Source organism: Lactobacillus melliventris (genome assembly GCF_013346935.1).
Classification (GTDB): domain Bacteria; phylum Bacillota; class Bacilli; order Lactobacillales; family Lactobacillaceae; genus Lactobacillus.
Genome location: NZ_JAAEEB010000004.1, coordinates 184,400 through 201,486 on the forward strand (window position 1 = coordinate 184,400; position 17,087 = coordinate 201,486).

Below are 17,087 nucleotides of genomic sequence, written 5' to 3' on the forward strand. Positions count from 1 at the left end.
TTTTATTTTTAGAGAATAATAGCATTCATGTTGGTTAATTTCTCCTCCGAACTCCCTGTATTCAGAAATGAAGTGCAAGTTGCAAGCATTTGTTCTCCAATTTTCTCAAATGGCTTATCCACAATCTTTTCTGTATACTTCATAATTCCAATAGCAGTGATAAAAATGAGAAAGACCTGTGTCACTGGAGTGACTGCAATTTTTTCACCACACTTTTCATATCCTTTGACAAAAGAAACGATCAATTCTTTATTTAAACCAAAGTCCTGGTAAAAAAGCTTAATGAAGTCTTGAAAATTTACTCCCATGCGTGCTCGTTCAAAATCAATTAAACTAAGATGACCGGCAACGATTTTATAATTGCGCAAGCCGACATCCCCGTGTAAAACAGTATTTGCATGAACTGCTAAATCTTTTTCAATACCTGCTCTTTCGGCTGTAAACTGTGCCAGCAATTTCAGCAGCTTGTTTTTGATTTCAGGTTTATTTAAGTTATCAATGTCGCGTTTTGCCTTATTGAATAGTTGATTATTTAGGTATATGCCTGAAAAAGGTTTGACTTTTTGATGGAAGTGAGACAATTCTATGCCCATGTTAAATGCCATATCAGGAGTGATTTCTTCTTTAATATCAGAAGGCGCTAAATCTTTCATGACCAAAACAAATTGTTGCGTTTGTTTGACAACAAAAGAGTCTAATACCCGAGTATTTAGTTGCTCGTTAACAGCTTTTTCAGTTAAAAATTTTCCTGCTTGTGCAAAGACTTTGACAAAAATTTTTTGCTCATATTTTGCACTATTACCAACAAAAGTGCTGTTTTGTGACTCGTGTGTGATCTTTGTTAAGCCAGCTTGCAATTTTTCTTGTAAAATATTTTCTATAGTCATCAGCTTATTTCTCTCATTTCATCAACGCGGACAATGCCACAGCGATATAGCACAAAAATAATTTACTGATTTTCTTGCTAATCAAGGTAGCAGTATGAAAATGCACCCTAAATTATGTTTTTCTTAGTATTAATTATTTTAATTCTCGCCTTCATATAAGAATAATTCGTCAACCGTTACCCCTCATATCTGCGCCAAGTGAAAAGCTAATCCTAATGATGGGCCATACTTATCATTTTCAATGGCGTTGGTTGTTTGCCGAGTAACATAACATGAGCGGCTGCGGCGAATTGAGCCTGTAAGTACCTCTGCTTTTTACGCAATTGAGCAATTCTATTTTTCACTAGTTCACTCTCCCGTCAAACTTATTTGACATTTTTAGTAAAGCATCTTTTACATTTTTTGCCAATCATAAATCAGAATTTAGTTAAAATCCCAACTTCGTAAAAGTAATAATAATTTAGGTTTAAGTTTACTCATTTTTTTGCAAACACCCCGCCTTTTTTAATACAATATAGATTAAGTAATTTGAAAGGACAGATAAGATGAAAAAAGCAGAATGTACGACTATTCTTGTCGGTAAAAATGCCACCATTGACGGTTCAGCTATGATTGCCAGAAGTGAAGACGGTGGCCGTGAAATAATTCCTGAAGGTTTTGAACTTATTACACCGGAAAAACAACCAAAGCATTATGAAAGTGTTATTAGTCACCAAAAGATTGATGATGAAGACTTAGCGGAAAAGCCTTTACGTTATACCAGTGCACCTGATGTCTCTGGCGAAAGCGGCATCTGGGGTGCAGCCGGAATTAACTCAGAAAACGTAGCAATGACTGCTACTGAAACTATTACCACTAACGCACGTATTCAAGGGATTGATCCACTGGTTACTGAGGGTGGACTTGGTGAAGAAGACTTTGTTACTCTAACATTGCCTTATATCCACAGCGCCCTTGATGGCGTTAAGCGCATTGGTTATTTGCTGGAAAAATATGGTACTTACGAAATGAACGGTATGGCTTTTGCCGACCACGATGAAGTTTGGTACCTGGAAACTATTGGTGGCCACCACTGGATTGCACGTCGTATTCCTGATGACGCCTATGTCGTTGCTCCTAACCGTTTAAATATTGATGAATTCCATTTTGGTAAAGATGGCTTCTTAGCCGATGATACCTTAGAAGACTTGATTAAGGAATACCACTTAAATCCTGACCGCGAAGGTTACAATATGCGGCACATCTTTGGTAGCTCAACTATCAAAGATGCCCACTACAACAATCCTCGTGCCTGGTTTGTTCACAATTACTTTGATCCAGAATTTGGTGGCAAACCAAGTGATCAAGATCAACCATTCATTTGCCACGCAAACCGTAAGATTAGTATCGAGGACATTTGTTTTATCGAGAGTTCTCACTATCAAGATACGCCATTTGATCCTTATGGCGATCAGGGTACACCTGAGCAAAAGAAGACCTTCCGTCCAATTGCCCTTAATCGCAACTTCGAAACTCATATCTTGCAAGTTAGAAATGACGTCCCTGAAGAAATTGCTGGCGTGCAATGGCTTTGCTTTGGTCCAAATACCTTTAACAGCTTCGTCCCATTCTATACCAACGTTAATGACACACCAGCTAGTTTCCAGACTGGTCCAAAGTTCGATTTGAACAAGATTTTCTGGTTGAACAAATTAACAGCACAACTGGGTGATACTAACTTTAAAGTATACGGTGAACTAGAAAATGACTTTGAGCAAAAATCATTAGCCCAATGTCACTTCATTCAACACGAAACTGATAAAAAAGTTGCAGGTCTATCAGGCAAAGAAGCTGAAGACCTGTTAACCGCAGCCAACCAAAAGATGGCTGATCAAGTTTACGACAACACAATTGAACTGCTGGGTAACATGGTCAATGAAGGCCATAACCTGGCAACACTTAAGTTTGACTTGTTAGATTAAAATTCTGAAATTATAGTAAAATAGACACTTTAAAAGCCACTGACATTAATAAGATATCAGTGGCTTTTATTGTAGAAAGATTTAAATAGAGTTGTTTAATAATCATGCCATAGGTGAAAGATTTAAATTTTATCTCGCATAGATAATTTAGCCACAATAATACCCCCAAATTTGTCCTAAATTTGGAGGTTAGATCATATTTTTATTCTATAAATTATTCTCTCAATAACCGTTTTGCCAAAGCAAAATCACCGACTGTGGCAGAACCATTATTACTGATTTCCGGCATAGTGATGTATTGCTCTAATGGTGGAACGTGGACATAATTATTTAATAATGTCGCAAAATCACGCCGCACTTTTTCTAGAAACTTTTCACTAGTAACACCGCCGCCAAAAACAATTTTGTCAGGACGTAAAATTAAGCTGACTTGCAAGGCAGCCTGAGCTACATAGTAACTCATAATATCCCAAACAGGATCTGAAAGCGGCACATCTTTACCGGCTTTATTAAGGCGAGCTTCAAAAGTAGGACCTGAAACTAAACCTTCCAGGCAATCTTTATGAAAAGGACAAATTCCGGTAAAATCCAAGTCATCTGGATGACGTTTAACTTTTACGTGACCCATTTCAGGGTGGCCTAAAGAGCCTACCAATTTACCATTAATAATAGCTCCGCCACCTACTCCAGTACCGATTGTATAGTAAACAAGAGAGTCAACATCTTCATTTGACAACTGTGACATTACATATTCGCCAAAAGCCGAACCATTAACATCAGTAGTAAAGAAAACTGGGACTTTAATTGTTTTAGTCAAAAATCCGACAAAGTCAGTATTGTTCCATCCCTTTTTGGGTGTATCAGTGATAAAGCCATAATTAGGTGCTGTTTTCCGCACCTCAATCGGTCCAAAAGACGCAATTCCAATGGCATCTACTGCAAATTGCTTAAAGTAATCTACTGTCTTCTGTAAAGTTTCTTCCGGTGTCGTGGTAGGAAAAGTTGTTTGATCTTTAATTTGATAATTTTCATTGCCGACTGCACAAACAAACTTGGTACCGCCAGCTTCTATTGAACCTAATAGCATTTATAACTCCTTAATTATTTTGTTTATTTAGATATTATTTATTATAACCCTCAATCTAGATCCGAAAAAATTTTCTTAAATAAAAGCCTGCCAAATAATATTTTAACTATTTAGCAGGCAAAAACCGAATATTATTACAGCTTCTGGCAGACTTCAAATATTTCTTTATTTGGTCCGTAGAAGTTAAAATACTTAATACCATTTTCCCAATAAGGCAAACTTTGAATTCCATTTTCAACAAACTGTACATTTAATTTTTTAACTTCGGCAAATGCACGATTTATATCGTTGGTATCAAGTGCAATATGATTAATTGCTCCTACTTTCCCTGGAGCTTCTTGAGGAGATTCCCAACTTTCCAGCATTAATGATCCTAACTGGTAAAATCCTACTCGACTACCTTGATTATTTTCAGTATTAACCAACTTAAAGCCTAAGCTTTGATAAAAATCTCCACTTTCAGCAAACTTTTTTGTTGGAATGCCTACATGTTGCAAGCCATTAAAAATCATTTTGTTACCTCAAACTTATCTGACAGTATCTTGCCATTCAGTGTAATACTTAACATTAGAAACAGCAATTTTGCCTTCATTTACAAAAAAGCTGAATTCTCTTCCTGTTTTATGATACATTCTAGCACTTAAAGCAATATTGTTAATATAGATTATGATAATACTAGCATCAACAATCAACTTAATATCATATCTTTTACCTTTTTCAAGTGAGAGTGGTCGCTCTAAACCAGCATCAAAATATTGTGGCCACGGATAATTAGGAGTTCTGGAAAATTTAAGTGCATGTTCAGGTTTAGAAACTTTATATTGATAGCCCTCTCTGGTTTCATCGTTAACAAAAGCCTTTATGCCAAATTCTTTAGTATCATCTGTTACTTCGAGCTGTGCTTCAACTAAGAATTGTTCCGGAACTTCATTAATTACAGTATGCTCTTTTTTACCGTTGGCTTCTCCAATTTCAAAAGATGGAATTGTTTCAACTTTTGCAAAATTGTCAATTATTGTTTGTGGCAAGGTTACACCCAGTGTCTTATCTTTTCTTTGAACAATCTGATGAGGAACAAAAGCGCCACCCCAATCCCAATTACCGAGATCATCATTGTTCTCTTTTGTTGCTACCCAACCACTCAAATATCGACCTGCTTTTTCATTACCAACTGATCTGGCAGCATAATATGCCTTGCCATCAAAAAATTCATCATTTAATGAGTGCCAGTTGCCAAATAAATCATTACTAATTCTATATTTTGTCCGCTTGTCCTCTGAGTACTCTGAAAATAAAAGATACCAATTTTCTCCTATTTCAAACAAATCTGGCATTTCTATCATATTAAACTCATTAGGTGTCCAAAAATCTCCTTTAAAAGTCCAGTTTTTCATATCCGGAGATTCAAAGTATACTAATCTTCCCGTTGGTTTCTTTTTATCACTTGGAAGTCTTGCACCTAAAACTAAAATGTATGAGTGCCTTTTCTTAGAGTAAACTACAACTGGATCACGCCAATCATTATGATCATAACCCTTTTGTGGTACTAAACTACTGGCCTGGCCAATTTTATTCCAATGAATTAAATCTTTACTAGTAGCAGACATTAAAATTTCTGAAGTTTTTTTAGCTAACTTTGCCTGACGGTTATGCCCTGTATAAAAAGCTATTTTGTCATCTTTTCCTTGTGTGACACTACCAGCATATATAAACTGATCTATAGCATCATGAGGACCTTTAGGTAAAACCTCACCATAATCCTTAAAATTCACAAAATCTTTAGTAGTTACGAGTGACCAGCCAAATGGATCAGTTAAAGGTTCAGGCTTGCGTGTGTCTCTTTGGTGGAACAAGTAAAAAGTTTGATCTTCTTCATTAAAGAACGGCATACAATCGCCAAACCAACGATCTTCTGGTTTATAAAATATTTTTTGCATATCTAATAATTTTCCTCTATTCGTCTTCAGCCTTTTTAGCATTTTTCATATTAAACCTGATTAAGGCAGACATGGCAGTTATTTTTTCAATAACTTCGTTTATGCTTTTTCCCTGCATCCGCATATTTAATGTTTCCACCAGTACTGGCAGGTTCACCCCACCAAATAATGCAAATTGATTTTGCCAATTTATACTTCTTTTGGCTAATTCATTAAAAGGGGTTCCCCCTGCAATGTCACAAAATATGATTGTGGGTTCATTTAAGCAGGGTACAATAACTTGATCTATTTTTTTGGAAAAAATGTTTATCCCCTGATCACCTAAATTGATGGCTTTTAAATGATCTATTTTGCCAAAAAAGGATTTTAATACTTTTTCAAACTCGGTAGCAAGATTACCATGTGTAGCAATGATAACGTTAAACATTAAATTCAAATCCTTTTTAAATATAATCTTTTAAATAAACGGTAGGACTCTGTGGTGTAGGTATTACAGTGACTTCAACTCCGCGGCCTATTAATTTTTTAAATGCCTCTTTTTCTTCTGGAGTTACATTAACCGAAGGACGTATACGTTCTGTTCCATCTCTTTGTGCCAAATTACCAACATTTACAGACTTAATAGGCAAACCATTATCAATTAAATAATTGACATCCATTGGGGACACACAAATCAGTAAAACACGTTGTCCCTTGTATTTTCCACTTTTGATATTAGATAAAGCCTTCTGTCTGCCTAAAATTGACGTACTAACGTTAGCAGGTGCAGCAAGTCGCACAACCGTTTTACGCATATCGTCATTTACAATACTATCGTTAATTACCATGATTCTTGTGGCATTCAATCGACCACTCCACTGAGTAGCCACTTGCCCATGAATCATCCGATCATCAATTCTTACGTGAATAATTCCTTCCATGCTTTCTGTCATCTTGCTTACCTCTATGCTAAAACATGCATAGCATTCAACGCTATAGAAACAACCAATACAATTAGAATTACGTAAAGAGGTTTTACCTTTTTACCAAGCAGGTAATATATCAGAGCAACAACAGCTGCAGGTAACAATCCAGGCATAATCTGATCTAGTATGCTGTTTCCAGTCATTGTCAGTTTTCCCTGCTTAAAAGTAAATGCCAAATTGACCTTAACCATAGTTGCAGCCAAAGCACCCACAACCATCAGTCCCAACACAGATGCGGCGTTAGTCAGGGCTTTTAAAGTGGTATTTAATGAGGAAAGCATCTTGGTTCCAGATCTATACCCTACGTTAAATAGTGGATAAGCTGTTAGTCGTAAAAGAATTGAAGCAACGATCCACATAATACAACCAAAAGGATTGCCGTGTAACGCCATGTTGGCAGCAATGGCTCCAAAAATTGTCCAGGGAATAGTGACAAACAAACTGTCTCCTATACCAGCCAAAGGTCCCATTAATCCAGTCTTTAAAGCACTAACCGCTTCAAGAGATTCAGTTTTACCTTTTTCTTCCATACCTACGTCAACACCCATAATAAATGGTGCTGTATATGGAGTAGTATTAAAGAATTGCAACTGGGTTTTAATAGCAGTCTTCTTACCCTCTGAATCATCTTGATAATTTTCTTCAATGAAAGGCAACATAGCATATGTGTACCCTAAACCTTCATATTTTTCATAGTTTAATGAAGTTGCGCCAAATATAATCCAACGATTCATTACTTTTCTATAAATATTTTTCATTTTACTCATCTTCGTTAGCTCCCCCATTTACAGTTTCCTCAGTTGTGTTTTGCTTTTTTGATTGATTTTTATATAGGATTAACGCGATAGCAAAACCAATTAAGGAAATACCGATAATCGGCATCTTTAAATAAATTGCTAAAACAAAGCCAATAATCAAATATGAGAAGTAATCTCTAGTTGGTAAATATTGCAATAGCATTCCAATACCAACTGCTGGTAGTATTCCTGCAGCGGTCTTAAGACCACCTGAAAGCCAAGCAGGAATATAGTTAATGAAGCTACCAACAATCTTAGGCCCTAAAATTACTGTTAAAAGAACGGGAATACCGGAAACAAAACTGGTAAACAATGTAGCAAGATACTGCATCCAGTTAATCATGTGGTAATTTCCCTGATCGGCATACTTTTCAGCCTTCTGTTGACAGAAAATATTTGCTGACCATTTTAAAACATCAACCTGGACAATCAGCAAAGCAATTGGAATCGCAAGTGTGATACCAATCGCAGCAGACTGCTTTGTGGCAATCGCCAAGTAAGTACCAATTAAGGCTGCCGTCTGATAGTCAGGGACAGAGGCGCCACCGAAACTTGTAATTCCAAGTGTCATTAACTGCAAGGTACCACCGATATAGAGTCCTGTTTCTACATTACCCATAATCAAACCTGCAATTAAACCAGCAACAACTGGTTGAGAAATTCCAAGCTTAGGCCCCTCCTTATCAAAGTTAATTATAAAACCGTATATTACGATTAAAATATTACGTAATAGCATTTTTCTCTCCTTCTTGAAAAATAGTAAACAATTAAACTTACTTCACTTCAAAAGTTACTTAGCAATAACTATGCCAAGATTGCAAGAAAAAAAAGAACTACTTAATAATGCAGTTGTCACTTGGTTTTATTGTCTGTTAAAAATTATTTGATCAACATAAATTAACTCTGACCTGGGAATTTTCACACTATAATTGTCCTTTATCACACCGAATGCTGAATTTATTTTTTCAAGGTCTTGACCATGCTCCTTTGCAAATTGTTCTTCAAACTCCGGATTTAAATTATTTTCTTCCTTCCTTATTAAGCGTTCAATCAAATAGCTAACATGAACATATAAAGTAAACTTCTTTTGGTTTGATAGTGAAAAGGAAAATTTCCTTTCCAGTTCTTGGATAAAAATAGTAATATTTTCTATTACCTTTGTTGGATCCAAGATAGTAACCATGTTGATTGTTTGTTCTAAGGAAAAGTTTTTGACTAAATTATTTGAAATACCGCTAATTTTATCATTTGAAAATGAACCTGCAAGCCATTCCTTAAATTTTTCAGTTCCCTTATCAGATAATATTTTTTCCAAAAGAATGAAATCAATTCCTTCAATTTGGGGATCTTCAGTGCCTATGATTCCCACGACATCGTACATTCTTTTAATTACCTGAACTTTATGAGTGTCTTGCAAAGCTTGAAAATCATAAGGAATAATTTTGATTTTCTTAGTAGGTGGCAAGCATCGTTCTAGCAATCGAGCTACGTGAGTTGCAGTTCCTATTCCTGAATAACAAGTTGTTAAAATGGCCTTAACTTTATTTCTTTCTGGGTAGGTTAATTTAATATCCAGTTGACTTATTTTTCTGGAATTTTCACTTATTTCTCTAAAACTGCGCTTTTTTAAAACACTCTCTCCTACTTCCAATGCTAGTGGAGTAGAAACATTGTTCATAAGTAAAATTGGAGCGTTTATTTGACGGGGAAAGAGTTTTTCTATTTCTTTTAACGATCCCATATCTACTAAAATAATTAATCCATGGGAAATGTCATTGTTCTCACTGTAGTCAATTATTTGGTTAGCTATTTGTTGCGTGCTAACGTTAATTGGCATATCAAATGCATCTAGAGTGTGTGTATTAAGTAATCTGTTAACAACATTCACAATGCTTCCCGCTGTAGCATAACCGTGTGCAATGACAATTGCTTTAATTAAACCCGTTTTAGTAATTATTTCTAATTTGTTCAAATAGATAGTTAGTAAAACGTAGTCAATTTCGTTTAGGTCAATGTCAAGATTATCCTTAATCAGAGTTATCAAGCGATTAACATATTGATAAACGTCAGAATATCTCTGCTGTACATCCTTATTAAGATCACTCAAATCCTGCATATCCTTCAATTCTGTATTATCTAAGCGAATTTTTTGTCTTTCAAATAGATAATAGCTAACCGCATAAATGGCATTGCCACTAATTTTCAATTGATATGCATTTTTTAACTGATCAAAAAGTCTTTTAACACTTTCAATTACATAAGATAAAAAAGGTATTTGTTTACTATTATCTTTTTCAAAAAGCAATGTATCGAATAGCTGATAAACAACCTGTTTCAGTTTTGATTCACATTGATGTAAATCATGATTACTTTGCACATAAGTCGATAATATTCTTTTTAAACTTTTTAGAAAAACTTGTTTTTCAGGTGTATTACGTGCTATTAGATCTTCCAATTCAGTGTCATTATTAATTACAATTGAATTTCTTTGTGAATGATAGGTATCAATTTTACTGTTACTCAAAACCTCATCAGGTAAAAATGAAGCAGTAATTGATATTTCTTTTTCATTTTTATTTTCTGCATTGGCTCTTGCAATCGTCAGCTTAATTGCATTCTTTAAGTCACCAATATTTCCAGTGGGTTCATAATTAGCAAGCATTTTCAAAACCTGACTACTTACATTTAGCGTTTTACCAATTTTTTTCTGTTCATTTTTAAGCAAAGTAAAAACTAGATTTTGTCGTTCCTCCCTGCTTCTTTGCCTTAGAGGTGGCAAAGTAATTTTGACTGGAATTCGGCGCATAAAAGTAGTCAAAAAATTAGTATCCAGGTCTGCCGTGGTAGCAAAGCATAATCTGACATTCACTTTTTTGCCTTTTTGCGTTTCACCAACCGGATATACAATTCCCTGGTCAAGATACGTAAATAGCTTTTCTTGTCCCTTTGAACCCAGCCTATGAACCTCATCTAAAAAGAGAATACCACCATCGGCTTCCACGAAAGCACCTTCATGATCAAAATCTGCTCCTGTAAAAGCACCTTTTTTATAACCAAATAAATTACTGGTTAATAATTCTGGGTTATCTGCATACTGAGCGCAATTAACAGTAATAAACGGGGCATTTGGCTTAATGAGCTTTTGTGTACGACAAAATTGATTGATTAAACTAACTAAATAACTTTTGCCTGTTCCACTTTCCCCAGTTATAAGCAAAGGCAACCCACCATTTGGATATAAAACAGCTGCTCGCACTCTTTCAACACTTTCTTTCAGACTGGGATTTATTTGTGTTAGTCTTTTTAAAACATCTTTATTATTATTTTCTTGCTCTATTTTCGCTACGGATTGATAAATATTGTTTTTGAGACGAAAATTATTCCTTTCAAATTCTGCCTTATGAATAAAATGCACAGGTCGAGTTTCAATTTTTACCAATTTATGTTCTTTTGTTAGTTGATTTAAGTACAAACTAACCGTATTACGCTTTGCATTCAAAGCCTTGGCAACACCACCAGCTGTTAAATCTGCATTTAATTCTTTCAAATCTATTGTTTTGGTTTTAGCATCCAAATAACGTAAAATTTCATCTTTTAGCATGTTGACCTCTATATTTAAACAATTTGTTAAACCGCAAACACCTTCAAACGTCATTGTAAACTATATTTTTCAACTATTCAGAGCTTTTTTACCTCAGAAAACTGTGAATTGTCGCTAATACGAAATCTTTTGTTTGCCTTAACTGATTTTGAATGATCAAAGGCTAAAAAATAATTTTTTCTGAATTTTTTAGTGTGAAGAAACTTGAACTAGTGTGAGAACACAAAAAAGACTTGAGCAGTCAAACTCCAAGTCTTTTATTACAATTGATTTATTAAAATTTTATTCATTAAGTGCATCCTGGATTTTTACATCCGCACCAAGTAGGCGGAGTTTTTCTTGCACGCGATCATAACCACGGAGAATATTATCAGCATTGTCAATTACAGTCTCGCCATCTGCCATCAAACCAGCTATCATTAAGCAGGCTCCTGCACGAATTTCACCAGCTGAAACATTCGTACCATGAAGTTTAGCAGTTGGATGAATCAAAATAATATTATCTTCCACTTTAATGTCCGCACCCATTTTACGCAACTGCTCAATGTGACCGATTCTTTTAGGATAAATCTGGTCAATAATCACGCCTTCACCGGACTTGGCAGAAAGCAGAAGCGGAGTCACCGGCTGCTGCAAATCTGTCGCAAATCCCGGATAAGAAGACGTGCGAATTTGTGTCATTTTTAAATCGCCAGCAGGATAAACATAAAGGGAATCTTCAGTTGCATCAATTACTACACCCATTTCTTCCACCTTGGCTAAATAAGAATCAAGGTGCTCCTCAATAATATTATGAATGCAGATGCCATTGCCAATGCAACCGGCAAGGGAAATATAAGTGCCCGCTTCAATTCGATCAGGAATTATTGTATGAGGGGTTTTAGCTTGCAGCTGCTTAACTCCTTCAATCCTAATCGAATCCGTTCCGGCACCCCTGATAATTGCTCCCATATTATTTAAAAACGTAGCCAAGTCAATTATTTCAGGTTCTTTAGCAGCATTATCAATAATAGTTTGTCCCTTAGCGGTTACTGATGCCATAATTATATTCATTGTTGCGCCTACAGAAGGCATTGCTAAATGAATAGTAGCACCATGGAGCCCTTCTGCAGGGGAAGTAATTTTTATTTGATCATTCTCATTTTTTACACATGCGCCTAAGGCTTCAAACCCCTTTATATGTTGATCTATGGGGCGGGGACCAATATCATCTCCACCAGGGAAGCCCACAACAGCCTTACCAAAACGACCAAGAAGGGCACCCATAAAATAATAAGATGCACGCAAACTCTTGATTTTACCACTTGGCAATGGGCTCATCTTAATGTGTTCTGGATTGATACGCAATGTTGTATTGTGAAAATCACTCACAACATCCATTTCACTGAGCAGATCCATTAAGTTGTCAACATCTGCAATCTTTGGAACACCTTCCAAAGTTACTGGTGTACGCGACAATATAGATGCTGGAATTAATGCGACCGTTGAATTTTTGGCACCACCAATCCAGACATCACCCTGCAGGGGCTTTCCACCATGAATTATCATTTGCTTCATTGGCGAAAAAATCCTTTTCTATTTCGTTTAGTCATAATAATGTTATAGGAATTTAACAGAAAAAACAAGAGAAGACCTTTGCCTTCCCTCACCCAAAAATCTGGTTTTTGTATTATTCAACTTTGCCAATTAAAGCTTTTCTTCAGGAAGACCACATGCAGCACCTATAAATGCTTTATACAATCCTTCCGGCCTTTGCGGTCTACTCAAAAATTCAGGGTGATATTGTGCAGCAATGAAGAATTTGTTTTTAGTTAATTCAATAATTTCAACTAAGTGGTTATCTGGTGATACTCCAGCAAAAGTCATTCCTGCTTTTTCAAATGCTTCACGATATTCATTATTGAACTCGTAACGGTGACGGTGACGCTCCTGAATGACATCTTGATTATCATACGCAGCAGCTGTCTTTGTTCCCTTCTTCAAGGTTGCTGGGTAAAGACCTAAACGCAAGGTTCCGCCAATATTTTCTTCGTCACGCTTATCTGCCATAATGTCAATTACATTATGCTTAGTCTTAGGATCTGCTTCGGTGGTATTAGCATCCTTATATCCTAAAACGTCACGCGCAAATTCGACAGTCGCCATTTGCATTCCCAGGCAAACTCCTAAAAACGGAATATCATTTTCACGGGCATACTTAATTGCTGTAATCATTCCCTCAAAACCACGTGAACCAAAGCCACCAGGAACGATTAAACCATCGGATCCTTTCATAAAGTCGGCAATATTATCTTCGGTCACATCTTCTGCTTGCACCTTATTAATTTTGACATCAGTATTGTAGGCGTAACCAGCATGCTTTAGCGCATCAGTAACAGAAATGTATGCATCCTCAAGTTCAACATACTTACCAACAAGAGTAATCGTGGTAGTGTGTTGTAAATTTTTAACCCGTTCATCAAGCCTTTGCCATTCAGCCATATCAGCTTCATCCTTAGGACTCTTGATATGGAGAAAATCACAGACCTTTTGATCCATTCCCTGTTTTTGGAAAGCTAACGGCAAGTCAAAAAGCGATGGCGCATTAATTGATTCAATAATACGGTCAACCGGCACATCAGTAAAATTGGAAATTTTATCCTTATGTTCCTGATCAATTGGCATTTCAGCACGTAACACCAGCATATTAGGCTGAATGCCAATACTGCGCAGTTCAGCGACAGAATGTTGGGTAGGCTTAGTTTTCATTTCTTGTGCCGCATGTAAATAAGGTACTAGCGTACAATGAATGTACATTACATTTTCTTCACCCACTTCACGGCGCATCTGTCTGATAGCTTCCATAAAAGGAGTAGATTCAATATCACCAACCGTACCGCCAATTTCTGAAATAACAACGTCTGAATCAGTAGTAAGACCTGCACGCATAATTTTTTGCTTAATCATATCAGTGATATGGGGGATGACCTGGACAGTGGCACCGTGATAGTCCCCACGCCGCTCTTTTTCCAGTACTTCTTTATAAATTTTACCGGTAGTAACATTTGAATATTTGCTGGTGCGTACGTCAACTATTCTTTCATAGTGTCCTAAATCAAGGTCCGCCTCAGTACCATCATCAGTGACAAACACTTCCCCGTGTTGATAAGGATTCATTGTTCCGGGGTCAATGTTAATGTAGGGATCAAACTTTTGCATTGTCACCTTTAAACCGCGGTTTTTTAATAATCGACCTAAGCTAGAAGCGGTAATTCCCTTACCCAGTGAAGAAACAACACCGCCAGTAACGAAGATATATTTTGTCATTAGCCCAAACTCCTTTGCAAAAAATAAGAATAATCAAAAAATAAAAAAGCTCCCTCACGGGAGCTTAAACGCACATAACGTGCCCAAATAAAATACTATCTATTTTAGGACGCAAAGTCAAGAAAATTATTCATTGTCATCTTCGTCGTCATCATCGTTTAATTCTGATAACTGACCTTCAATACCATCCGGTAAGTCTTCATCATCGTCATCATCAGTATTGACATAATCATCGTCATCATCAAAGTCATCAGGCTCATCATCAGCAGTGGCATCCAGATCCTCATCTTCTGGATCATCATTGTCATAATCAATGATATCATCGCTGCCAGTAGCACTTGCCAAAAAGGCATTAACTTTCTTATGGTGAGTCCGAGTATCTTCTTCATCCTCATCTTCAGGATGGTTAACCTCTTCATCTACAGATTCATACGGGAACCATGAACGAAGAGCCCACACATTTTCACCCATTGAAATAAATTCACCATCGGTGTTCATGTCAGTATAGAATTGGGGCAAACGTTCCCTTATTTCTTCATCGCTCACACCTAAGTACTTTTGCACAGCGTTAACAATATCTGCAAAAGCCATTCTCTTATTGTTATCCTCTAAAATTGCGCGAGCAACTTCAATCATTGATAATTCATTGCGATTTTTATTTTTAAAGTCGTTTAATCCCACAATTGTATTCCTCTCTTTTAAACAGTCTTTTTTATTTTACTAGGCGTTCATGTAAAAATCAATGTGACGGTATAATTACCTATTAAGTATAGACCACTGTAAAGGTTATATTCAATCTGAAGTTCATGGGAATTATTATTTTTAGAAAAAAATTTAATAAATTCAGTTGTACTTTGCAGATCCATTTGATAGCCTTGTGCCACATAGCGACAATCTTTACGTTCGCCAACTATAAAATGTAACTGCGAGTAATTATTCTGGTCACTGCCACGCCTAATAATCACATTATTTTCTCTAATCAGTATTTTAACCGGTACCTGGCCATCTTCCAAGTATGAAACTCTGGTAGTTTCACCTGATTCAATTAGTTCTCCTTGGCATTTCTTAGTAAAAGTTTCGCTTTCTTTTCCTTGAGTTATTCTACTAGTAAAATCAATTTTTACTTTAGTCATCTATCTGATTCTTTGTAATAAAAAAGCCAACCATCACGATTAGCTAATATAATTTAACATCCTTCTTAATTTTAGCAGAAAATATTATAAAACAAATTATTTTTTAACACCACTAATTAGTTTTTTTTAGGTGCTGACAGCAAAATATTAATACCACCAATTATAATTAGGCTTGTACTAATAACAACAATAAATTTTTCACCAAGATGATCAAGAATTACTCCGGCAACAACTGACGAAATCGGTCCACCAATATTGGCAAACGTCCTGATAGTCGTCAAAACTCGTCCTAAGTAATTATCAGAAGTCGAAGTTTGAATAATAGATTCTTCAAGGACATTATGAATACTGGTTGCAGGGCCAAACAGGAAAAGCAGGATACAAAGCATAACCATATTCTTTAGGAAAAAGAGCATAATAATGATAGGTATAGCGCTAATAATCCAGGCCCAACCAATTGTTTTAATTTTGGCTTTCATTTTGCCACCGATGACAGCACCAAGAATTATTCCTACCAGTATACAAATGTAAAAAGTGCTATAAAGTGCAGGTTGTCCTGCCTTTGCGGCTATACGAGGCAAAATCAAGATCAGTGCAGGTTGTGCAAATGAATATAGTACGCTGGACCAAAGATAGTGAAACAAAAAGCTGTTTCCCTTTATGTAACGGTATCCGTTGAGAATTTTTTGCCAATATTTTGTTAAGCCTTCATCTTTATTCTCTTTTTCTTTAACTACATTGTGAACAGGAATATTTCTTAGAGCTCTAATTAGTAATAAAAGTCCGAGCAAGCTTAAGCATGAACAAGCTAAAATAATATCTCCACTTGACAAAAAGGCCAGTAATGCGCCAGAAAGTGCAGTACCACCAACATTGACCAGCTGATCAACAATATTAATCTGGGAAATGATACTGGTCATTTCGCTTTCGTCTAACACAGATTCTTTTAAAATAGCCCGATCAGCAGGACCAAAAAACTCATCACAAATGGACAGAAGCCCGGCAATAATAATGGCAAAAGCGTAATATTTACTAAAGTAAATCATTGTGGCCGTTAACATAAAAAGTAGGACTACTTGGATCACCATTGAATAAATACTGGTTTTCTTGAAAGAATGATTGTCAATGAATGGCCCATAAAAAATAGAAAGGGCTGCAGTTATTGTGAAAATGGCATTGGTAATACCAACAACAGATGAACTCTTAGATTGTATTTGGATCCACCAAATAAATACCATACCAAAAAGTGAGTTGCCTAAACCACTGACTAATCGGGAAAGTAAGTACGGTCTTTTTTCTAACATGATTTTTCCTCTAAAGCTTAGCTTGTTAATATCGTTTTAAAAAAGTGTTTAAAATAAATAATCGTTTGTTCTTTAAATGTTTCAAGTCATATTTAAGTTAGATTTACAA

15 protein-coding genes are annotated in these 17,087 nt (G+C 36.0%); 1 reads left to right on the forward strand and 14 read right to left on the reverse strand.

The features are described from left to right. Positions 1–8 precede the first annotated feature (8 nt). Complete coding sequence (locus GYV61_RS05345) at positions 9–887, reverse strand: phosphotransferase (protein ID WP_238786755.1); 879 nt, start codon at positions 885–887, stop codon at positions 9–11. A 545-nt stretch (positions 888–1,432) separates the two neighbouring features. On the opposite strand from GYV61_RS05345, the gene GYV61_RS05350 reads away from it, so the two are divergent. Then, positions 1,433–2,848 carry a C69 family dipeptidase gene (locus GYV61_RS05350; protein ID WP_174795051.1) on the forward strand — a complete coding sequence of 472 codons (1,416 nt, stop codon included), beginning with the start codon at positions 1,433–1,435 and terminating at the stop codon, positions 2,846–2,848. Positions 2,849–3,062: 214 nt separating this feature from the next. Here the strand turns inward: GYV61_RS05350 and scrK are convergent, their stop codons facing one another. The 13 genes from scrK to GYV61_RS05415 form a co-directional block, all read right to left on the reverse strand. Beyond that, entirely contained in the window at positions 3,063–3,935 is an 873-nt protein-coding gene (gene scrK / locus GYV61_RS05355; protein WP_174795052.1) for a fructokinase ScrK, read from the reverse strand. A gap of 134 nt (positions 3,936–4,069) precedes the next feature. Further along, positions 4,070–4,447: a VOC family protein gene (locus tag GYV61_RS05360; RefSeq protein ID WP_174795053.1), complete on the reverse strand. Its 378-nt coding sequence runs from the start codon at positions 4,445–4,447 to the stop codon at positions 4,070–4,072. Positions 4,448–4,462: 15 nt separating this feature from the next. Continuing rightward, positions 4,463–5,872, reverse strand: coding sequence for a GH32 C-terminal domain-containing protein (locus GYV61_RS05365; RefSeq protein ID WP_174795054.1), 1,410 nt, complete (start codon positions 5,870–5,872; stop codon positions 4,463–4,465). A gap of 16 nt (positions 5,873–5,888) precedes the next feature. Beyond that, entirely contained in the window at positions 5,889–6,299 is a 411-nt protein-coding gene (locus GYV61_RS05370) for a PTS sugar transporter subunit IIA (protein ID WP_174795055.1), read from the reverse strand. 16 nt (positions 6,300–6,315) lie between these two features. Further along, positions 6,316–6,804: a PTS sugar transporter subunit IIB gene (locus GYV61_RS05375; protein ID WP_174795056.1), complete on the reverse strand. Its 489-nt coding sequence runs from the start codon at positions 6,802–6,804 to the stop codon at positions 6,316–6,318. A gap of 11 nt (positions 6,805–6,815) precedes the next feature. Further along, a complete protein-coding gene (locus GYV61_RS05380) occupies positions 6,816–7,604 on the reverse strand; it encodes a PTS system mannose/fructose/sorbose family transporter subunit IID (protein WP_223902064.1) in 789 nt (262 codons plus the stop codon). Continuing rightward, a complete protein-coding gene (locus GYV61_RS05385; protein ID WP_109586665.1) occupies positions 7,597–8,370 on the reverse strand; it encodes a PTS mannose/fructose/sorbose/N-acetylgalactosamine transporter subunit IIC in 774 nt (257 codons plus the stop codon). The genes GYV61_RS05380 and GYV61_RS05385 overlap by 8 nt, the downstream gene beginning before the upstream one ends. Before the next feature lie 126 nt (positions 8,371–8,496). Next, positions 8,497–11,235, reverse strand: coding sequence for a sigma 54-interacting transcriptional regulator (locus GYV61_RS05390; protein ID WP_174795058.1), 2,739 nt, complete (start codon positions 11,233–11,235; stop codon positions 8,497–8,499). A 282-nt stretch (positions 11,236–11,517) separates the two neighbouring features. After that, positions 11,518–12,792, reverse strand: coding sequence for a UDP-N-acetylglucosamine 1-carboxyvinyltransferase (locus tag GYV61_RS05395; protein ID WP_174795059.1), 1,275 nt, complete (start codon positions 12,790–12,792; stop codon positions 11,518–11,520). Positions 12,793–12,921: 129 nt separating this feature from the next. Further along, positions 12,922–14,541 (reverse strand): CTP synthase, encoded by a 1,620-nt coding sequence (locus tag GYV61_RS05400; protein WP_122026405.1) that lies wholly within the window; start codon positions 14,539–14,541, stop codon positions 12,922–12,924. 126 nt (positions 14,542–14,667) lie between these two features. After that, positions 14,668–15,222 (reverse strand): DNA-directed RNA polymerase subunit delta, encoded by a 555-nt coding sequence (rpoE, locus tag GYV61_RS05405; RefSeq protein WP_174795060.1) that lies wholly within the window; start codon positions 15,220–15,222, stop codon positions 14,668–14,670. Positions 15,223–15,269: 47 nt separating this feature from the next. Then, on the reverse strand, positions 15,270–15,674 hold the full coding sequence (locus GYV61_RS05410) for a DUF1934 family protein (protein WP_174795061.1): 405 nt from the start codon (positions 15,672–15,674) through the stop codon (positions 15,270–15,272). Between the two features lie 116 nt (positions 15,675–15,790). Continuing rightward, positions 15,791–16,978, reverse strand: a complete 1,188-nt coding sequence (locus GYV61_RS05415; protein ID WP_174795062.1) for an MFS transporter — start codon at positions 16,976–16,978, stop codon at positions 15,791–15,793. Positions 16,979–17,087: the final 109 nt, after the last annotated feature.

What these genes read in the sequence shown, in the direction of transcription:
- GYV61_RS05345 (WP_238786755.1), bottom strand. Translation starts at nt 887, where the DNA reads ATGACTATAGAAAATATTTTACAAGAAAAATTGCAAGCTGGCTTAACA.
- GYV61_RS05350 (WP_174795051.1), top strand. Translation starts at nt 1,433, where the DNA reads ATGAAAAAAGCAGAATGTACGACTATTCTTGTCGGTAAAAATGCCACC.
- scrK (WP_174795052.1), bottom strand. Translation starts at nt 3,935, where the DNA reads ATGCTATTAGGTTCAATAGAAGCTGGCGGTACCAAGTTTGTTTGTGCA.
- GYV61_RS05360 (WP_174795053.1), bottom strand. Translation starts at nt 4,447, where the DNA reads ATGATTTTTAATGGCTTGCAACATGTAGGCATTCCAACAAAAAAGTTT.
- GYV61_RS05365 (WP_174795054.1), bottom strand. Translation starts at nt 5,872, where the DNA reads ATGCAAAAAATATTTTATAAACCAGAAGATCGTTGGTTTGGCGATTGT.
- GYV61_RS05370 (WP_174795055.1), bottom strand. Translation starts at nt 6,299, where the DNA reads ATGTTTAACGTTATCATTGCTACACATGGTAATCTTGCTACCGAGTTT.
- GYV61_RS05375 (WP_174795056.1), bottom strand. Translation starts at nt 6,804, where the DNA reads ATGACAGAAAGCATGGAAGGAATTATTCACGTAAGAATTGATGATCGG.
- GYV61_RS05380 (WP_223902064.1), bottom strand. Translation starts at nt 7,604, where the DNA reads ATGAGTAAAATGAAAAATATTTATAGAAAAGTAATGAATCGTTGGATT.
- GYV61_RS05385 (WP_109586665.1), bottom strand. Translation starts at nt 8,370, where the DNA reads ATGCTATTACGTAATATTTTAATCGTAATATACGGTTTTATAATTAAC.
- GYV61_RS05390 (WP_174795058.1), bottom strand. Translation starts at nt 11,235, where the DNA reads ATGCTAAAAGATGAAATTTTACGTTATTTGGATGCTAAAACCAAAACA.
- GYV61_RS05395 (WP_174795059.1), bottom strand. Translation starts at nt 12,792, where the DNA reads ATGAAGCAAATGATAATTCATGGTGGAAAGCCCCTGCAGGGTGATGTC.
- GYV61_RS05400 (WP_122026405.1), bottom strand. Translation starts at nt 14,541, where the DNA reads ATGACAAAATATATCTTCGTTACTGGCGGTGTTGTTTCTTCACTGGGT.
- GYV61_RS05410 (WP_174795061.1), bottom strand. Translation starts at nt 15,674, where the DNA reads ATGACTAAAGTAAAAATTGATTTTACTAGTAGAATAACTCAAGGAAAA.
- GYV61_RS05415 (WP_174795062.1), bottom strand. Translation starts at nt 16,978, where the DNA reads ATGTTAGAAAAAAGACCGTACTTACTTTCCCGATTAGTCAGTGGTTTA.